At 64.8% G+C, this 18,403-nt stretch carries 19 protein-coding genes and 1 pseudogene; 12 read left to right on the forward strand and 8 right to left on the reverse strand.

Features of this window, described 5'->3' with window-relative positions:
* Positions 1–24: 24 nt before the first annotated feature.
* The 10 genes from EJ071_RS12175 (at position 25) to EJ071_RS12220 (ending at position 9,851) form a co-directional block, all read left to right on the forward strand.
* The gene (locus EJ071_RS12175; protein ID WP_126098081.1) at positions 25–753 is read left to right on the forward strand and encodes an NAD(P)-dependent oxidoreductase; all 729 of its coding nucleotides are present in this window, start codon (positions 25–27) and stop codon (positions 751–753) included.
* A 56-nt stretch (positions 754–809) separates the two neighbouring features.
* Entirely contained in the window at positions 810–1,274 is a 465-nt protein-coding gene (locus tag EJ071_RS12180) for a cupin domain-containing protein (RefSeq protein ID WP_210211915.1), read from the forward strand.
* A 165-nt stretch (positions 1,275–1,439) separates the two neighbouring features.
* Positions 1,440–3,221, forward strand: coding sequence for a chloride channel protein (locus tag EJ071_RS12185; RefSeq protein ID WP_126098082.1), 1,782 nt, complete (start codon positions 1,440–1,442; stop codon positions 3,219–3,221).
* Between the two features lie 165 nt (positions 3,222–3,386).
* The gene (locus EJ071_RS12190) at positions 3,387–4,055 is read left to right on the forward strand and encodes an XRE family transcriptional regulator (protein ID WP_126098083.1); all 669 of its coding nucleotides are present in this window, start codon (positions 3,387–3,389) and stop codon (positions 4,053–4,055) included.
* A 39-nt stretch (positions 4,056–4,094) separates the two neighbouring features.
* Positions 4,095–5,171: an extracellular solute-binding protein gene (locus tag EJ071_RS12195; RefSeq protein WP_126098084.1), complete on the forward strand. Its 1,077-nt coding sequence runs from the start codon at positions 4,095–4,097 to the stop codon at positions 5,169–5,171.
* Between the two features lie 22 nt (positions 5,172–5,193).
* Entirely contained in the window at positions 5,194–6,063 is an 870-nt protein-coding gene (locus tag EJ071_RS12200) for an ABC transporter permease (RefSeq protein WP_126098085.1), read from the forward strand.
* Positions 6,063–6,860, forward strand: coding sequence for an ABC transporter permease (locus EJ071_RS12205; RefSeq protein ID WP_126098086.1), 798 nt, complete (start codon positions 6,063–6,065; stop codon positions 6,858–6,860). Before EJ071_RS12200 ends, EJ071_RS12205 begins: the two co-directional genes overlap by 1 nt.
* The gene (locus EJ071_RS12210; RefSeq protein WP_126098087.1) at positions 6,857–7,972 is read left to right on the forward strand and encodes an ABC transporter ATP-binding protein; all 1,116 of its coding nucleotides are present in this window, start codon (positions 6,857–6,859) and stop codon (positions 7,970–7,972) included. Before EJ071_RS12205 ends, EJ071_RS12210 begins: the two co-directional genes overlap by 4 nt.
* 26 nt (positions 7,973–7,998) lie before the next feature.
* On the forward strand, positions 7,999–9,384 hold the full coding sequence (locus tag EJ071_RS12215) for an FAD-binding oxidoreductase (protein WP_126098088.1): 1,386 nt from the start codon (positions 7,999–8,001) through the stop codon (positions 9,382–9,384).
* A 95-nt stretch (positions 9,385–9,479) separates the two neighbouring features.
* A complete protein-coding gene (locus tag EJ071_RS12220; RefSeq protein WP_126098089.1) occupies positions 9,480–9,851 on the forward strand; it encodes a cupin domain-containing protein in 372 nt (123 codons plus the stop codon).
* Between the two features lie 12 nt (positions 9,852–9,863).
* On the opposite strand, the gene EJ071_RS12225 is transcribed toward EJ071_RS12220, so the two are convergent.
* Positions 9,864–11,507: an MFS transporter gene (locus tag EJ071_RS12225; protein WP_126098090.1), complete on the reverse strand. Its 1,644-nt coding sequence runs from the start codon at positions 11,505–11,507 to the stop codon at positions 9,864–9,866.
* 169 nt (positions 11,508–11,676) lie between these two features.
* Positions 11,677–13,542 carry an asparagine synthase (glutamine-hydrolyzing) gene (asnB, locus tag EJ071_RS12230; protein ID WP_126098091.1) on the reverse strand — a complete coding sequence of 622 codons (1,866 nt, stop codon included), beginning with the start codon at positions 13,540–13,542 and terminating at the stop codon, positions 11,677–11,679.
* Between the two features lie 174 nt (positions 13,543–13,716).
* Between asnB and EJ071_RS39370 the strand changes: the two are divergent.
* Together EJ071_RS39370 and EJ071_RS12240 are read left to right on the forward strand one after the other, a co-directional pair.
* Positions 13,717–13,884: pseudogene (locus EJ071_RS39370) on the forward strand (IS1 family transposase); the annotation flags it as partial.
* Positions 13,881–14,198, forward strand: coding sequence for a hypothetical protein (locus EJ071_RS12240; protein WP_126098092.1), 318 nt, complete (start codon positions 13,881–13,883; stop codon positions 14,196–14,198). The pseudogene EJ071_RS39370 and the gene EJ071_RS12240, both read left to right, overlap by 4 nt.
* Before the next feature lie 48 nt (positions 14,199–14,246).
* Here EJ071_RS12240 and fliQ read toward each other — a convergent pair whose 3' ends face one another.
* The 6 genes from fliQ to flgK all read right to left on the reverse strand — a co-directional run bounded on the left by fliQ (position 14,247) and on the right by flgK (position 18,373).
* On the reverse strand, positions 14,247–14,513 hold the full coding sequence (gene fliQ, locus EJ071_RS12245) for a flagellar biosynthesis protein FliQ (protein WP_027165133.1): 267 nt from the start codon (positions 14,511–14,513) through the stop codon (positions 14,247–14,249).
* A gap of 128 nt (positions 14,514–14,641) precedes the next feature.
* Positions 14,642–15,049, reverse strand: a complete 408-nt coding sequence (flgD, locus tag EJ071_RS12250) for a flagellar hook assembly protein FlgD (protein WP_126098093.1) — start codon at positions 15,047–15,049, stop codon at positions 14,642–14,644.
* 2 nt (positions 15,050–15,051) lie between these two features.
* Positions 15,052–15,489 carry a flagellar biosynthesis repressor FlbT gene (gene flbT / locus EJ071_RS12255; RefSeq protein ID WP_126098094.1) on the reverse strand — a complete coding sequence of 146 codons (438 nt, stop codon included), beginning with the start codon at positions 15,487–15,489 and terminating at the stop codon, positions 15,052–15,054.
* Positions 15,486–15,833 (reverse strand): flagellar biosynthesis regulator FlaF, encoded by a 348-nt coding sequence (gene flaF / locus EJ071_RS12260; RefSeq protein ID WP_126098095.1) that lies wholly within the window; start codon positions 15,831–15,833, stop codon positions 15,486–15,488. Before flaF ends, flbT begins: the two co-directional genes overlap by 4 nt.
* 32 nt (positions 15,834–15,865) lie before the next feature.
* Positions 15,866–16,915 carry a flagellar hook-associated family protein gene (locus EJ071_RS12265; RefSeq protein ID WP_126098096.1) on the reverse strand — a complete coding sequence of 350 codons (1,050 nt, stop codon included), beginning with the start codon at positions 16,913–16,915 and terminating at the stop codon, positions 15,866–15,868.
* Positions 16,916–16,918: 3 nt separating this feature from the next.
* Positions 16,919–18,373, reverse strand: a complete 1,455-nt coding sequence (gene flgK / locus EJ071_RS12270) for a flagellar hook-associated protein FlgK (protein ID WP_126098097.1) — start codon at positions 18,371–18,373, stop codon at positions 16,919–16,921.
* Positions 18,374–18,403: the final 30 nt, after the last annotated feature.

Raw genomic sequence — 18,403 nt, forward strand, 5'->3', positions numbered from 1 at the left:
TATCGTAAAATGGAGCAGGAGACGATGGGCTATCGAATCTTTCTTGCCGGTGGTTCCGGCGCGATCGGTCGCCGCCTGATCCCACAACTGGTCGATGCCGGCCATCAGGTGGCAGCGACGACGCGCCAGCCTGCAAAGGCTGAAGGGCTCCGCGCGCTCGGCGCCGAGCCGGTGGTTGTCGACGTGTTCGATGCCGGTGGCTTGCGCACCGCGGTCGCGGCGGCAAAGCCCGAGATCGTCATCCATCAGCTCACCGACCTGCCGCCCGGACTCGACCCGGCCAGGATGGGCGAAGCGATCATCGGAAACGCCCGCATTCGCGATAAGGGTACCCGCAATCTGGTCGAGGCCGCGAAGTCGGCCGGCGCCAGGCGCCTGATCGCGCAAAGCATCGCCTGGGTCTATGCGCCTGGACCCGAGCCGCATGCCGAATCCGATCCGCTCGACAGCGGCGCAGAGGGCAGCCGCGGCATCAGCGTCGGTGGGGTGATCGCTCTCGAACGGCAAGTTCTCGAAGCCTCGCCCATGACAGGCATCGTGCTGCGCTATGGACGCCTCTATGGACCGGGCACCGGCACGGAGACCGCCGCCGATCCGGCGCTGCATGTCGATGCCGCGGCTTACGCCGCGCTGCTCGCCGTCGAGCGAGGATCACAGGGCGCGTTCAACGTCGCGGAGCCTAACGGTCATGTCACGACCGACAAAGCTGTCAGCGAGCTCGGTTGGCGCTCCGGCTTCCGTATGACGGTGTGAAACAGACGGAGGAATTTGCTGCTATCATCGAAGTCGCTTCGGCACGAAATCTTACCTTGCTCGGCGTCGCAGCGATTGGCTCGGCGCTGCTTGGCGCGGTGGTCGTGCAGGGCAACCGGGCAAACTCTGTCGCCGGTGGACCGGCGCATGTGCATATGGTGGGGGCGGGCGAAGGTGCGGCTGCGCGCCCCACCACCACGGTCAAGCCGCTGTCCTGTGAAAAACTGCCGAATGTTCCGGGGCATTCGATCACCACGGCGCTCGTCGAGTTTCCGCCGAATGCCCATACGCCGAGACATCGCCATCCCGGCGCGGTCACGGCCTTCGTGCTCAACGGCATGCTGCGCTCGCAGCTCGAGGGCGGACCCGTCGGCACGTTCGGCAAGGGACAGACCTGGTTCGAGCTGCCGGGCACGATCCATCTCTTCGCGGAGAATGCGAGCGCAACCGAGCCGGCCGAGCTGCTGGCGATCTTCGTCTCGGAAGACGGTTGCGGACCGCTGACCATCTTTGATCGATGAGCTTTCCGGCCTTCGCGCTGGCAGACAAACGACCTAACCATCGCTAATCGATGCAGCGCCAAAATGGCGCCACAAGCTGTCGGCATTGCGGTTGTCACGCAATGCCGCCGGGCGTATCAGGCACGGCAGCTTTCCATCCCTTCGCATATCCGGCGAGCCGCTCCGTTGCCTGCCAGAAACGATCCGCAAGTCTACGCCCGCCGGCTTCGCGCCGTGCTGATCAGTTCGATACCCGTGCTCGAAGCGCGGGGCATCGTCATCGTGCTGATGGCGGGCCTCGTCGGGATGATCGCGGGCGCGCTGGTCACCGGCATGAGCGAGTTGGTGCAAGGCCTGCACTTTCTGCTCTTCGACGTGCAGCCGGGCGGGCGGCTCTCGGCGATGTTTTCGCTGGCAAGTCCGGTGCAGGCGATGTTTCCGGCGATCGGCGGCCTTGTGCTCGGCCTTTCGGTCATCTGGCTGCGCAAGCGAAAATTCCGCACGCCTGTCGACCCGATCGAGGCCAATGCGCTTTATGGCGGGCGGATGTCGCTGACCGATACTTTCATCATCGTCGGCCAGACCATGATCTCCAGCGGCTTCGGCGCTTCGGTCGGCTTGGAAGCCGGCTATACGCAGATCGGCTCCGGCATCGCCTCGCGGCTGGCGCGCGCCTTCCGGCTGCGCCGCAACGACGTCCGCATCCTTGTCGGCTGCGGCGCCGCGGGCGCCATCGCGGCCGCCTTCGATGCGCCGCTGACCGGCGCCTTCTACGGCTTCGAGCTGGTCATCGGCATCTACTCGGTGGCCAATGTCGCGCCGGTCATGACGGCGGCGATTTCTGCCTCGCTGACCGCGGAGATGTTCGGCGGCGTGCCGTTTCCGCTGGAGCTTTCCGGCCTGCCGACGCTGACCGCCAGCCAGTACGTGCCGTTCCTGCTGCTGGGGCTGCTTGGCGGCGCCGCCTCGATCGCCATCATGAACCTGGTCAGTCTGATCGAGCGCGGTTTCGCGCGGCTGTCGATCGATGCTTCGGTCCGGCCGTTTATCGGCGGCATCCTCGTCGGGCTGCTCGGGCTGGTCACGCCGCAGGTTCTGTCGAGCGGCCATGGCGCGCTGCACCGAGAGTTCGCGATGAATTACGGGCTTGCCGTGGTGGCGAGCGTCTTCGTAATGAAGCTGGCGGCTTCGGCGATCTCGCTCGGGTCCGGCTTCCGCGGCGGCCTGTTCTTTGCCTCGCTGTTTCTGGGAGCACTTCTCGGCAAGGTCTTTGCCGGCGTCATGGCGATGGCCGCGCCGACGACGGGCATCGATCCGGCGGTCGCCGCCGTCGTCGGCATGACCTCGCTGGCCGTCGGCGTTGTCGGCGGTCCGCTGACCATGACTTTCCTGGCGCTGGAATCGACCCGCGATCTGACGCTCACCGGCGTGGTGCTGGCGGCTTCGATCATGTCGGCGATCCTTGTGCGCGAGACCTTCGGCTACTCCTTCTCGACCTGGCGCTTCCATCTGCGCGGCGAGACGATCCGCAGCGCCCACGACGTCGGCTGGATGCGCAGCCTCAATGTCGGCTCGATGATGCGCAAGGACGTCCGCACCATCGATGCCTCGACGACGCTTGCCGAGTTCCGCAAGGAAATCCCGCTCGGCTCCGCGCAGCGCGTCATTGCCGTCGAGCAGGGGCAGCATTACGTCGGCGTGTTGCTGGTTGCCGAACTGCACAGCGATCTCTCCGATGGCGAGACCCCGGTGCAGGCGCTTGCCCAGTTCAAGGATGCGGTGCTGGTGCCGTCGATGAATGTGCAATCCGCCGCAGAGACCTTCCAGCGCGCCGGCGCTGAAGAGCTGGCCGTCGTTGAAGATTTCGACGATCGCATCGTCCGCGGCCTGCTCACAGAAAGCCATCTGATGCGGCGCTACGCCGAGGAGCTCGACAAGGCGCGGCGGGATCTTTCGGGTGAGGGGTAGCGAGACCTCCCGCGCGTAGCTTGTCGATCCGCCACCGCGCTTTTCTCCTGCGGATACACCCCCAAGCTTGCAGCCTGGCCCAAATACCGGCGCGGGCCTGGCGCCACGCGCGGCTTGCCAACTGTACAGTGGTACTGTACAAAGTGTTAAGTGGAGGAGAACGGGATGCCCAAGGCTTCGAATAACAGCCAGGCTCCGGCGGCAAATAGTGCCAGCTCGGCTGCGACGCTTGCCCATCAGGTGCTGGGCGCGCGTCTCAAGAGCCTTCGCCTCGCCCGCCGGCTGTCATTGCGCGATCTTGCGGAGGCGACCGGGACGAGCGCCAGCTTCATCAGCCAGCTCGAACGCGGCCTGACCGGCGCAAGCACTGCCTCGCTCAACCAGATGGCCTCGGCGCTCGGCGTCAGCGTGGCAATGCTGTTCGAGGAAAGCACGGCCAAAAATCATCACGGCGCCCTTCGGCGCAGCGAGCGGCCAAGCCTTCCGCCCAGCGACGGCTGCCGCAAGATGCTGCTCTCGCGCCCGCCCCTGAGCGACATGGAAGTCTATGTCGGCGAGTTCGACATCGGCGGCTCGACCGGCTCCGCGCTTTACACGCATGGCGACGCCCACGAGATGCTCGTCGTCCTTCGCGGCATTGTCGAGGTCTCCCTCGGCGACGCACGCCATGTCCTCGAAGAGGGCGACAGCATCGAATACGCGACATCGACACCGCATCGCAGCGAGAACATCGGCAGCGGCCGGGCCGAGGTGATGTGGATCATCGCGCCGCCGACCTCGGCGCGCGCCGAGCTCGATCAATACAAGGCCTGGAAACCGCTCGCGGCCAGGTAGTCCGATTTAAACGCGGGCCTCAATGGGAGAGTTACAGTTATGTTGAAGTCGAAACTTGTGAGCCTTGGCGCCGCGCTGGCGCTCGGCGTTCTGACAACCGCCGCCTTCGCGCAGGACAAGCCTGTCGCGGGCGAGGTGAAGGAGGGCTCGCTGAAGGGCAAGACCCTGACGCTGGTCTCCTATGGCGGCATCTACCAGGACGGCCAGGCGGCGGCGCTGAAGGAATTCGTCGACAAGTCCGGCGTCAAGCTGCTCAATGACGGCCCGACCGAGATCGCCAAGCTGCAGGCCCAGGTCGAATCCGGCAATGTCACCTGGGACGTCGTCGATACCGCCGACCTGCCGCCCTACGTCTATTGCGGCAAGCTGTTCCAGAAGCTCGACCTTTCGAAGCTCGATATCTCGAAGATTCCCGAAGGCCAGGTCGGCGAGTGCTCGGTGCCGGCGATGAACTACGGCGTCGTGCTGATGTACAACAAGGAGAAGTACAAGGATAACCCGCCCAAGAGCTGGGCCGACTTCTTCGACACCGAAAAATTTCCGGGCGTGCGCGGACTCGACGGCTCGGGCGACCCGACCGGCGGCCTGCTCGAACAGGCCCTCAAAGCGGCGGGCGGCGACCCGAAGGCGATGGCGGCCGGCGATATCGACAAGGCCATCGACGTGATCCGCAAGCTCGGCCCCGACACGATCTACTGGAAGACGGGCGCGGAATCGCAGCAGCTTGCCGAATCCGGCGAAGCCGACATGCTGATGATGTGGACCGGCCGCGCCATGACGGCGGTCAAGAACGGCGCCAAATACGCCCCCGCCTGGCAGGACTGGCTGGTGGTGATGGACCAGATGACCATCCCCGTCGGCGTCAAGGATACCGATGCCGCCTACGCGCTGCTCAACGCTTATCTCGGCAAGCAGTCGCAGGAGATCCTGGCGCAGCAGACTTCCTACACGCCGATCAACAACGACGCGCAGCCCAAGGTCGACGCATCCGTCGCCGCCTTCCTGACCAACACGCCCGAGCGTCAGAAGCAGGGCTACAAGCAGAACATCAAGTTCTGGGTCGAGAACTTCCCGCTGGCGCAGGAGAAGTGGTCCGCGCTGATGGCCGGCAACTGACCGGCTGACGGAGGCAAGGCCCGTGAGCGCGCTCGAACCGACGACGCCTGCTGCCGAGAAACGGGCAGGGTGGGCATGGCGGCCGTACGCGCTCACCCTGCCGGCGCTGGTCTTGCTCGCCGGGGTGATCGGCTATCCGCTGATCACCATCGTGCTGCGAAGCCTGTCGGAGCCGGAATGGGGCGTGCAGAACTACGCCTGGTTCTTCGGCGCGCCCGTCAACCTCGCGGTGCTGCAACGCACCTTCTCCATCTCGGCATGGGTGACGCTGGTCTGCATCGTCTGCGCTTATCCTTACGCCTATCTGATGACCGCGGTCGGACCGCGCGTCCGGCTCGTCCTGGTGCTCTGCGTTTTGATCCCGTTCTGGGTGAGCGGCGTGGTGCGCACCCTGTCCTGGGTGATCCTGCTTCAGGATTCAGGCGTCATCAATTCGCTGCTCCGGTCGGCCGGCTTCACCGGCATCCGGTTGATCCGCACCCAGACCGGCGTGGTGATCGGCATGGCGCAGGTGCTTTTGCCTTTCATGATCCTGCCGCTCTATTCGGTGATGAAGGGAATCGACCTCAGGCTGGTGCAGGCGGCGCGAAGCCTTGGCGCCCGGCCGTCACGCGCTTTCTTCACGGTCTATCTGCCGCTGTCGCTGCCGGGCGTCTATGCCGGCGCGATCATCGTCTTCATCCTGGCGCTGGGTTTCTACATCACGCCGGCGCTGCTCGGCGGGCCGCGCTCGACGATGCTCTCGACACTGGTGCAGACCCAAGTGCTCAGCCTGCTCCAATGGGGACGCGGCGGCGCGATGGGCGTGGTGCTGCTGGTCACGACCTTCCTGCTGCTCGCGCTGGCAGCGCCGGTGATGCGGTCGCGGCACCGGGAAGCGGGGCGGCGCTGATGGAAATGAAGCCGCTCACCCGCGTTATCCTCGGCCTCGTCTGCCTGCTGGTGGCGATATGGCTGGTGGCGCCGACGCTCGTCGTCGTGCCGATGTCGTTCAATGCCAACAAATCGCTCGCCTTTCCGCCGCACGGCTTTTCCTGGCAGTGGTACCACAATTTCGTCACCAATCCGGAATGGTCGACCAGCTTCCTCAACTCGCTGAAGGTCGCCTCGATCGTGGCGGTGCTGGCGACGGTGCTCGGCACGCTCGCCGCCTTCGGCCTCGACCGCATGAAGGCGCGGCCGGCTAACCTTTTGCGGATGCTGATGCTGACGCCGATGGTGGTGCCGGGCGTGGTTCTGGCCATCGGCATCTACGCCGTCTATCTCGACGCCCAGCTCGTCGGCACGCTGCCGGGGTTCGTGCTCGCCCACACCATCCTGGCGCTGCCCTTCGTGCTGATCGCGGTCTCGGCCAATCTCGAAGTGTTCGACAAGCGCCTGGAGACGGCGGCGGCCAGCCTCGGCGCCGGCGCGCTCACCACCTTCCGGACCGTCACGCTGCCGCTGATCCTGCCCGGCATCCTCTCCGGCCTGCTCTTCGCCTTCGCGACGTCCTTCGACGAGATCATCGTCTCGCTCTTCATCACCAATCCTTATCTCAAGACGCTGCCGGTGCAGATCTTCTCCTCGATCACGCGCGACGCCGACCCGACGGTCGCCGCCGTCGGCACTATCCTTTTGTGCGCCACCACGATCCTGATCGGCGGCGGCATGCTTCTTCTTGGCCGCGAGCGGAAGGGACGCTTATGAACCCAAGACCGGACAATCGCGGCGCGGCGATCGACCTCGAATCCGTCACCAAGGCCTATGGCACGTTCAAGGCGCTGGACGGCGTGTCGCTCAGGATCGAGCCCGGGGAGTTCATGACGCTGCTGGGGCCAAGCGGCTCGGGCAAGACGACGACGCTCAATGTGGTCGCCGGCTTCACGGACGTGACCAGCGGCAAGCTGCTGGTCGGGGGAAAAAGCGTCGTCGGCGTGCCGGCGCACAAGCGCAACATCGGCGTCGTCTTCCAGCATTACGCGCTGTTCCCGCATATGACGGTTGGCCGCAACGTCGCCTATCCGCTGACGCTTCGCGGCATTGACCAAGGGAAGCGGAAGGCGCGCATGGCCGAGGCGCTCGACATGGTCAAGATGGGCGACTTCGCGCATCGTTATCCGAGCGAATTGTCGGGCGGCCAGCAGCAGCGCGTGGCGCTGGCGCGGGCCATCGTCTTCGATCCGCCGCTGCTCTTGATGGACGAGCCGCTCGGCGCGCTCGACAAGAAGCTGCGCGAATGGCTGCAGCTCGAGATCAAGCGCATCCACCGTGAGCTCGGCACCACCTTCGTCTATGTCACGCACGACCAGGAAGAGGCGCTTGTCTTGTCTGATCGCATCGCCGTGTTCAACCGCGGGCGGATCGAGCAGGTCGGCACTGGCCGCCAACTCTATGACGAGCCGGCGACGCTGTTCGTCGGCCGCTTTATCGGCGACTCCACCGTGCTGCGCGGCGAGGCAAAAAGCGACGGCACCGGCACAGCGCTGAGCATCGCCGGCGAGACGGTCACAGCGCCGCGCCGGCTTGCGGGCGAGGCCAATCCCGTCATGCTGTTGCGGCCTGAAAAACTCACCATCCGCCGGCCCGGGCATGCGACAGCTGCCGGCGCCAACCGATTGTCGGGAACGATCGCCGAAGCGATCTATCTGGGCTCGGGCTCGAAATACGAGGTGAAGCTCGCCGATGGTTCGACCGCAATCGTGCGCTCGCCGCTGACCGGCGAGAGTTTCGGCCTCGGCGAAAAGGTGGAGCTCCGCTTCGATGGCGCCGACGCCAAGCTTCTGCCCGACGACAGCACCGCCGACACGACGCTCACCTGATCCTCTCTCACCTTGGAAATCATCCAATGCAAGTCAAGCGCAACGGCGATATCTCCTTCTGGTATGCGGATCTGGGCGCGGTTCCCGCGCAGCGTCCGCCTTTGCCCGGCGACATCGAAGCCGATGTCGCGATCGTCGGCGCCGGCTACACAGGGCTCTGGACCGCCTACTATCTAAAGAAGGCGAAACCCGCGCTTCGGATTGTGCTCCTCGAACGCGAGTTCGCCGGCTTCGGCGCGTCGGGGCGCAATGGCGGCTGGCTGTCGGGCGGCTTCGGCTGGTCTCGCGAAAAATATCTCAAGACCTCGACCCGGCAAGGCGTGACCGGCATGCAGAAGGCGATGGCCGGCTGCGTCGACGAAGTGATCCGGGTGGCAACCGAGGAAGGCATCGACGCCGACATCCGTCGCGTCGACAATCTGACGGTCGCCACCAATCCGGCGCAGCTGGAGCGCGTGCGCGAGGAGAGCGAGACGATCCGCTCCTGGGATGCCGATCCCGAGCGCATCGAGTTGCTCGACGCCACCGCGACGCGCGCGCGCATCAACATCAAAAATGTCATGGGCGGCTTCGTCATTCACGGCCAGGCGCGGGTGCAGCCGGCCAAGCTGGTGCGCGGGCTGGCGGCAGCGGTCGAGCGGCTCGGCGTGCCGATCTACGAAAAGACGACGGTGACGGCGATCGCCAAGGGCAGCGTGACCACCGACCGTGGCACGGTGCGGGCCGAAACCATCATTCGCGCGACGGAAGGGTTCACCGCCGGCATTCCGGGCGAAGAGCGAACCTGGCTGGCGCTCAACAGCGCGCAGATCGTCACCGAGCCTCTGTCGCCGGAGCTTTGGCGCGAGATCGGCTGGGAAGGGCATGAGCTGCTCGGCAATGCGGCGCATGCCTATTGCTACGCCCAGCGCACGCGCGAGGGGCGCATCACCATGGGTGGGCGCGGCGTGCCTTACCGCTACGGCTCGCGCACCGACGTCAACGGCCGGACGCAGCAGGCGACGATCGACCAGCTGCACACGATCCTGACGACGCTGTTGCCGCAGACGGCGGGATGCCGCATCGACCATGCCTGGTGCGGGGTGCTCGGCGTGCCGCGCGACTGGTGCACGACGGTCGGCCTCGATCCCAAGACGCGCATCGGCTGGGCCGGCGGCTATGTCGGGCTGGGCGTTTCGAGCTCCAACCTTTCGGGTCGCACGCTTGCCGATCTGATCCTCGGCAACGAGACGGATCTTACGCGACTGCCCTGGGTCAACCGCAAGGTGCGGCGCTGGGAGCCGGAACCCTTCCGCTGGCTCGGCGTCCATTCGATGTACCAGCTCTACCGCATCGCCGACCAACGCGAGGCGGCAGGGCTTCAGCACACCTCGAAGCTTGCCGCTCTGGCCGACGGCATCACAGGCCATTAGAGCGGTCCATCGTTCGCCGAACCGCTCCAACTATTTGTTTTCACGCAATTCCGGACGGAAAGCCGCTTCACACTTTTCCTGGAATTGCTCTGATCATGGAGACCACCAGCTTGATCGATCTTTCGACTTTCCACGACCTCGCCAAAGCCGATATCGGTGCGTTCTCGCCCAAGCCGACCTCCATTGAAGGCAATCAGGTCGAGGCCGCGCGCTCGTTCTTCCAGTCGCCCGACGGAACCGTCGATATCGGCATCTGGGAATGCACGCCCGGCCGCTTCACCGCCGACCGTTCCGGCTCTTCGGAAATCTGCCACATCATTTCCGGCCGCGCCGAGGTGAGCCGCGCCGACGGCGAGATGCGCGCGCTCGGACCGGGCGACCTTCTCGTGCTGCCGCAAGGGTGGAAGGGCGAATGGCTGATCCGGGAGACGACGCGCAAGCTCTACATGATCCAGAGCGCCGGCTGACCCCGAAAAGCCTTAATGCTCGATCGGCCCCTTGGGTGACACAAGGGCAGTGCCCGCAGACGTCGGGCGCTCGATCAGGCGGCGCACGCGCGGCGGGTTCTCGCCGCTGTGGAGAGCGCGGATGCGCTCGCCGACCACGGCATCGGCATGGGTGGCGCGCCGGTTGTGGCGGATGTACTCGACCCAGGTCGGCGTGTGGTAGTGCTCGATCCAGATGCCGGGGTTCTCGAGATCGCGCGCGAGCGTCCAGTTGCGGGCGCCGTCACGGCGGCGAATGCGGCCGCGCTCGGCCATGGTGGCGAGGAATTCCGGCACGTCCTCCTCGCGGATGATGTATTCGATCATGATGGCGATCGGGCCGCTGCGCGGCTTCAAGTCGAGTCCCAGCATCGGCTCCTTGAACCGGTTGAGCGGATCGAGGTTGAGCGTCTTCTGTTGCGGCAACGGCAGGAACAGGCCGATGGCGCCGCCCGCCAGCATGGCGACGGCAGCCGCCATCAACGCGGTCTCCGCGCCATGGGCGTCGGCGACCACGCCCCAGATCCAGCTGCCCAGCGCAATGCCGCCGAAGGTCGCCGTCTGGTAGATCGACAGCACGCGGCCGACGACCCAGCGTGGCGTCGACATCTGCACCGTCACGTTGAAATGCGAGAGCGCGATCACCCAGCAGGCGCCGCCGACGAGCAGGCCGGCCGAAGTCTGCCAGGCATTGTGGCTGACGGCGGCGTTGAAGGCGCAGAGCGCGAAGCCGGCGAAGGCAGCGCGCACCATCGTCTCGCTGGAGAGCAATTGCCTCAGCCGCACGCTGATCAGCGCGCCGCCGACCGCGCCGATGCCGAAGGCGCCGAGCATGATGCCGTAGGTCAATGCGTCGCCCTTGACGACGTCGCGCGCCACCAGCGGCAGCAACGCCAGCACCGCGCCGGCGCTGAAGCCGAAGGCAAAACCCCGGACCAGCACCTTGGCGATGTTGGGTGACATGGCGACATAGCGCAGGCCGGCGCCCATCGCAGCACCCAGCGCCTCGCGCGGCAGCGTCGGCGCGGGCTGTTCGGGCTTCCAGCGGAACAAAACGACGATCAGTCCGATATAGCTGACGGCGTTGGCGGCAAAGGCTGCGGCGGCACCCGCGGCAGCGACGACGATGCCGCCGATCGCCGGGCCGACGCTGCGGGTGATGTTGAAGCCCATCGAGTTCAACGCGACCGCCGCCGGCACCTTGGCGCGCGGCACCATGTCGCCGACCGAGGCCTGCCATGACGGGCTGTTCAGCGCCGTGCCGCTGTCGATCAGGAAGGTGAATGCGAGCAGCGTCCACGGCGTCATCCAGCCGAACCAGGTGAACGCGGTGAGCAGCGCCGAGACGACCAGCATGAAGCTCTGCGCCACCAGCATGACCTTGCGGCGGTTGAAGCTGTCGGCGATGGCGCCGGCAATGAGCGCGAACAGCATGATCGGCAAGGTGGTCGATGCCTGGACCAGCGCCACTTGGTAGGAAGAAGTGGCGATCGTGGTCATCATCCAGGCGGCGCCGACCCCTTGGATCAGGCCGCCGAAATTCGACACAAGGCTCGCCGACCAGACGGCGCGGAAGATGCCGTGCCGGAACGGCGCCAGCGCCGGGACGCGTTCGCTTTCCGGCTCGTCGTCGATCATGGTCGCTGTCCCGCCTTCACCTGCTACTTCCACTCGCCAAGCCGGTCGTCGCGTCCCGGCTGTGCTGGCGACCCGTCAAGAATCGCGGTCCAACAACAGGAAGGCAAAGGCGAAAATGCGTCGGCGAAGCTTTAAGCCAAGCATCTTGCCGGTCTGGACCAATTTTTGATCATTTCGCGTCGCTGAACTCGGCATGCAATGCCTCGGTCAGGTTGCCCATCGTCTCGCTGCCCATATACAGTCTCAGCAACATTTCCATCCCGACAAGCCGCAGCCGGGATGGCTCCTGGCTTTTCGCCAAATCGATGAGGTCGTCCAGCTCGGACGCAGACCATTTCATGGCGTCGCGCAGGAAGCCGCCGCGCAGCAGCCCCTGGGTGCCGGCCGAAAAGGCGCCGGACATCTCGAAGCCGTTCTTTGCCGCATAAATATTTTCGCGCAGCAGATGGCGCTCGGCGACCTTCTTCAGCAGCCATTTGCTCGTCCGGTTGCGGTATTTGTGCCGCCTCGGCAGATGCATGGCGAAATCGATCAGCCGGTTTTCGAGGAATGGCACTCTGAGCTCGACCGAAGCGGCCATGCTGAGGCGGTCATGCCGGTGCAGCAGGTCCTGCAGATGCGAATAGAGATCGTAGAAGCAGCTTGCCAGGAAAGCGCGGTCGCTGTCCGGGCTGACGCCGTCGAGCCGGTCGAACAGCTTCGTCTGCAGAAAGTTCAGCTCGGGCGACAAGGCCCTCAACACGATATTGCGGTCCCAGGGCGAGCCGCGGCCGATCGAATTGCGGAACGGCGCCCGGCGAAGTTGGACGAATTTCCGTTCGCGCGCCGACTTGGAGCGGAACAGGTGCCGAAGCCACGGCGGACGCCACAATCGCATGGTCGATGCTTGCCATTTGTAGCCGCCGAACAGCTCGTCGGAACCCTCGCCGGTAAGCAGCACCTTGACGCCGTCGGCGCGGCATTGATCCGCGAGCGCCAGCAGGCCGGCAATACTGGCATGCCAGCCATCGCTCTCGAGATGCCAGACCGCGCGTGGCCAGAGCTCGAAGAACCGGTTCCGGTCGACCGGCACGCGGCGCAGGTCGACGCCGACATGGCGGCCGGTCCGCTCGGCGCTTTCCGCCTCGCTGCGGCCGAGCTTTGGATCGACCACATAGCCATGCATCTGCGGCCTGTAGCGCTTGGCGAGCGCGGTGATCAGACCGGAATCGACACCGCCGCTGCAGGCGGTGGCCAGGCTGGCATCGGCGATGCAGTGCAGCTCGACGCTTTCTTCGAGCAGCGCCTGAAGGGCGGCCAACTGCCCGGCGTCGGACGTCCTGTCGTTGACGATGCGCGATGTCTCCAGGACGTCGAGCACATGCCAGAAACGCCGCTTCTCGATGCCGCCATCGCTGATCTTCCAGAGGCCGGCGGGAGGCAGGCGCTCGACGCCTTCGAAGATGCTGTAGCTGGAATCGCGGCTCTGCCAGGCAAGGCGCAAGGTGATCTCGCGCGCGTCGACCCGGCGCGGAAAGTCCTGGCAGGCGAGGATCGCCTTGTCCTCGGAGGCGAACAGCAGCCGCTCGCCTGTGTCGGACACGGATATCGGCTTGATGCCAAGCCTGTCGCGGGCAAGCCACAACGCGCCGTCGCGTTGATCGAAATAAGCGAAGGCGAACATGCCGTCGAACAGCGGCACAGCCTTTTCCGCGCCCCAATGATGCAGAGCCAGGAGCACCACCTCGGTGTCGGAGACCGTGCGGAACTCAAGGCCTTCGGCTTCCAGCGACTTGCGCAGCGAGCGGTAATTGTAGACCTCGCCATTGTAGCAAAGGACGCCCTGGCCATCGGTTGTCAGCATCGGTTCTCGCGCGGCGGGCGACGGGTCGATGATGGCAAGCCGGCGGTGACCGAGCGCCAGCCTGGCGCTGTTCCAGCTGTCGTGATCGTCCGGACCGCGATGCGCCAGCGCCTGCATCATGCGGGCGATGTCGGAAAGATCGCCGGCGCCGATCGGATCGCGCTTTCGCCAGACGCCGGCTATCCCGCACATGACCCGCCGGCTGCTTTTGCCTGATCCATGGCTTCTCGAAGTCTGTCCGAAATGAAGGCGTCGCCGACGCCGCGCGACTCCCAATCTAATCGCAACGGGGCCGGCCGCAAGCGAACTCACTCCGAGGTAGTGGATCAGTTTGAAATTTCATCTCGATCACAATAAGCGGTTTCGTACTACAACTTCGTCCGCATCCATAAGACCCTACGCATCACGCCAGCTATGGCTGCTGGCATTGCTGACAAGCTTTGGGAAATCAGCGATATTGTTGCGCTGATTGAGGCTAAAGAGGCAGAGAAACCTCTGGTTCGCGGTCTGTGCAGAAAACGGAGGGAGAATTGAAGTACGAATGGGCGGACAATCCCCACTTGGTTCTTCCAATTACAGCCTGTTTCGTTGTGTTGGTGCCGAGTTTCGCAACCGTGTTTATCGCACTTCTGAGCATAGTTGTGCGGACCAATTTCTTCGGCCCGATAGACGAGCAAAACCTCCCTTGGAGCGAACGCCTTGGGCGACGTAACGCAAGACTATATGCTGACTTCTGGTCATCCCGGTTCCGGACGGCGCGCCGGGTCATGGCATATGGTGTTATCGGCTATCTTTGCGCATTCGGCGTGGCGCTTCTTATTGTAACCGCGTTTGGCCATCCGTCCTGAAATTCAAACTGACCAACTACCCACTCCGAGCCCCGCGACAGCGAGGCTTCAGAAGCCGTGTTCGATGCGTTCGAAGATAACGTTGGTGAAGGCCGAGATCTGGCTGCCGATGAACGGCCCGGTCAGCGCCACCACCAGCATGATGGCGACGATCTTGGGCACGAAGGTGAGCGTGATTTCCTGAATCTGGGTCAGCGCCTGGATGAGCGCGATGCCGATGCCGACCGCCATGGCCACAAGCACGACCGGCGCTGAGGCGGTAAGCACAGTCCACACCGCGTATTGGACGATATCGAGGGCGTCGGCCTCGTTCATGGGCAGACCCCTTGCGAAATATCGGCTAAAGCAGGTCGCGTGAAAAAGGATTCACGCGACCTGCTTTAGGCTTTTTGATTTTAAGCATGTCTTCGTCCCGAAACCGGACCCACTTTCGGGAGACCTGCTTAGGCGGCCGGCTTGATCGATACGCCCGCGCCGACGGGGACTTCGGTGCCGTCCTGAAGCACCGCTATCAGGCCGCTGCTGGCGAGTTTCACCGAAGCCACGGTCCCCGTGGTCTTGCCGTCGGCGGAGGTGATCGAGCGGCCGATCAGCGCGTCCGCCTGCGATAGCGCCGAGGACTGCATGATCTGGTCGAGCTTGCTGTTGGTCTGGACCGACTGCTCGACCTGCGAGAAGGTCGCGAGCTGCGCGACATACTGCGTCGAGTCCATCGGCTTGGTCGGATCCTGGTTCTTCATTTCGGCGATCAAAAGCTTCAGGAACGACTGATAGTCGACGGCGGTCTTCGAGGTCTGCTGGCTTGCCTGGTTGGCGCCAACCGGGATCGTCGTTGTCATGTCCACGGCCATCTTTATGCTCCTACAGCCAGCGCGCGTGGCGCTTCGGAAATGTCTTCATTGCTGTTGAGCGCCTGGCGCTCGAGCGGATACAGCGCGCGGATCGCCTTCAGCGCCTCGTAAATATGATCCTCGCCGACCATGCGGTCGATCTGCTTCAGCCCGCTGCAGATGTCCTGGTTGTCGAAGCTGGCGATCAGCATCGGCAGCGAGCGGCGGAACATGTCGCGGGCCTCGGAGGCGCCCGACGGATTCATCAGCATGATCTGCACGATGAAGTAGAGTTGTCTCAGCGGCGTCGAGGCCTGGTCGGCCTGGATGACATGGCTTTCGAGCAGGAACTGGACGTCGTTCATCAGCTCGATCGAGACCTTGCGGTCGACGCGGATGACGGCGCCGTTGATGTAGATCTTCTCGTTCGGCTTCAGCGAGATCTTCAGCGTGTTGGTCATTGAATGCCGTCCCGGATGATCTGGGAGACCTCGATCAATCCTTCGAAATTGTTGGCGCGGCCCTGCCGGATGTCCTCCGTCTCGCGCAGCAGCCACAGGCCGATCGAGATCAGGTTGGCGCGCAGTTCCTTGGGCAGCGCATTGTCGCTGGAGCCGAGATCCTCGACGAAGGTGGTCCAGATGCGGTTGGTGAAGTGCAGCGCCTCGACCGCTTCCATCGTGTCCGGCCCGACGGCGGCCGCCGCGGACAACATGTCGATCGAGCGGGTGAGCAGCTGCCGCTCCCGGTCCTTGGCGTCGGCGACGGAGTCGGTCTGGATGTCGGCGTAGGAGAATTGATACATCGTCGGAGCTCTGGCGTTCCGGTGAAAAGTGTTCAGGTGAGATAGTTCAACAGGCTGAGCTGCTGCAGGCGCGCGGTCAAGGCGAAGGACGTTTCGATATGCTGCGTCAGGTCGGCCACGCGGGTGGCGGCCTCCGTTGGGTCGACCCCCTCGAGATCGATGATGTGCTTCTCGAACAGATCAACCTGGGTCTTCATGCGGTCGCTGGCGTCGGACACGCGCTTCTGGGCGAGACCGGCTTCGGATCGCACCTGGACGATGCCGCCGATGGCTTCGCCGACCAGCTTCTGCGCGCGGCTGACGATCGTATTCTGCCCCTGTTGGCTGATGTTGCCGGTGAAGAGGGTGCTGACCATGGCGGCCGCCATGGCGAGCTTGCGGATGCCCTGCTCGTTGGCGCTGACCGAGGTCTGCGTGGTCTCGCTCAACGAAATGCGGCTGGTGATCTGGTCGTCGGTGGCGCTCGACCAATTGGTCTGCCAGCCGGCGCCCAGGAACTGCGGCTCGACCTTGGTGGTGATGAAGTCGTCCATCTGGGCGGCGGTGATATTGGCAGCAGCCGGGTCGCTCTGGGCGAAGCCGAAGTAGCTGGTGAAGGCGGCGTCGAACGCCGCCTTGGCGGGCGAGCCGGCGGCGCTGAAGTCGTCGATCGGCTTGACGTCGGTGTTGGTGCCGGCAAACAGATATTCGCCGTTGACGCTGGTGTTCAGGATACCCGTCATCTGCTGCAGCGCCGTGGCGCCGGCGGTCTGGGTGATTGCGGTCGAGGAATCGCCCGACACGGCGCTGGTCAGCGCCGTCAGAAGGTCCTGCGCGACATCGGAGAGCTGGCCAAGCGAATCCTGCGTCGATGTCAGGCGCGCCGCGACCAGCGAATTGGAATCGATGATCCCGTTCAGCCGGTCGAGATCGCGCTGGAAGGTGACGGCCTGGGTCGTGCGCCCGCCAAGCGCCAAGCCGACATCCGCGACCTTGCCGGTCTGGGATTCCGTCGTCGCCTTGACGAGCTCGGCCTGCATGCGCATCTGCTGATAGCGCAGGGCGTTGGAGATGGCGGCCGAGGAGACGGCTGTCGCTTTCATGGCTTATCCCACCGCGCTCAATAGGGCGTCCAGCATGTCGTCGACGGTCTTCATCATGCGCGCCGACGCCTGATAGGTGTGCTCGAGGTCGAGAAGCAGGGACATTTCCTGGTCGACATTGACGCCGGTGTCGTTCGACAACGCTTCGGCGGTGCGCGTGGCCAGCGCCTCCTTGGCGTCGGCGTTGGTCGAGGCCTGCTGGCGCACGCCCGCGAACCAGCCGATGGCGTTCGCGGCGTAGTCGGAGACACACGAGGTGGCGGTGATGCCGGCGGAGCTGTCGAAGGCCATCGGCTGATCCAGCCTGTTGCCATAGGCGATCAGCAGGTCCGCGTAGGAAGCCCCGCCGCCGGTGTTGGAAATATAGGCCGCGCCGTTGATGCCGCCGTCGCGCAGGAGCGACGGGCTGCCGCCGGTGCTCGGGTCAAGGGCGGCGTTGACGCTGATCGAGCCGGCGAGGCCGTTGACCAGGGTGCCGGCAGCCGGAATGGCCGGCGCGCCGGACCAAGTGAAAAGGCCCGCTGCATTGGGCTTAGACGGCGCGGTCTCGGCAAATGCCGTGATCAGGCCGCGCGCGATCTCGTCGAGCTGGCTCTGCATGGTCGCGGCGACGCCGTCGCGCAGCGTCAGCATGCCGGCGAGCTTGCCATCGGCGCTGGCGTTGTCGCCGGCGCCTGCCGAAAGCGGCACGTTGTCGATATAGATCGTGTTGCCGGGAGCGCCGGCGGTGTAGCCGGCCGAGGGCGTGAAAGTTACCGAGCGCGGCACCGTCTCGAACAGCGTCGTGCCGTCCTTGGTGGTGATGACCATATCGTTGTCGCCGCGCGTGAAGGTCGAGACCGGGACATATTCCGCGATCTTCTTCAAAATGGCGTCGCGCTGGTCGAGCGCGTCGGACACATCCGTGCCGGAGCGCGTGCCGGCGATGACGGCCTTGTTGGCGTCCTGGAACTGGCTGAGCAGCGAGTTGAGGTCGTCGACCGCGGTGGCGATCTGGCCATCGGTCTGGGTGCGGAAGTCCTGGATCGCCTTGGTGCCGTCGTTCAGCGAGCTCACCACCTGCTTGGCCGCGTCGATGACGCTGGCGCCGAGATTCTGGTTCGACGGCGTGGTGGCGTAGAGCTGCAGCGCCTGCTGCAGATTGGCGATCGCCGTCGATGGAGACGATGCGTTGTCGACCCCGTTGACCGAGAGGTCGAGCTGATCCATGCCGCTGTAAAGCGCGCTCTGGCCGCTCCATGCCGACAGCGCGGAAAGGTTCTGCCGGAACAGAAGGTCATTGGCGGCGCGCTGGATCTCCACCGATCGTGCGCCGGGCGCCGTGCTGGTGACGACGGCGACGCGGCGGGCATAGTCCGGGTTGGAAGCGTCGGCCACATTGCGCGACACGACGCTGGTTTGCTTGGATGTGGCCAGGAGCGCCGACTGGGCGATGCTTAGTGCGGTGGAAAGCGACATGCGGGTCTTTCACGGGCTGGCGCCCGATGG

Origin of the sequence: Mesorhizobium sp. M1B.F.Ca.ET.045.04.1.1 (assembly GCF_003952465.1) — a bacterium.
Classification (GTDB): domain Bacteria; phylum Pseudomonadota; class Alphaproteobacteria; order Rhizobiales; family Rhizobiaceae; genus Mesorhizobium; species Mesorhizobium shonense.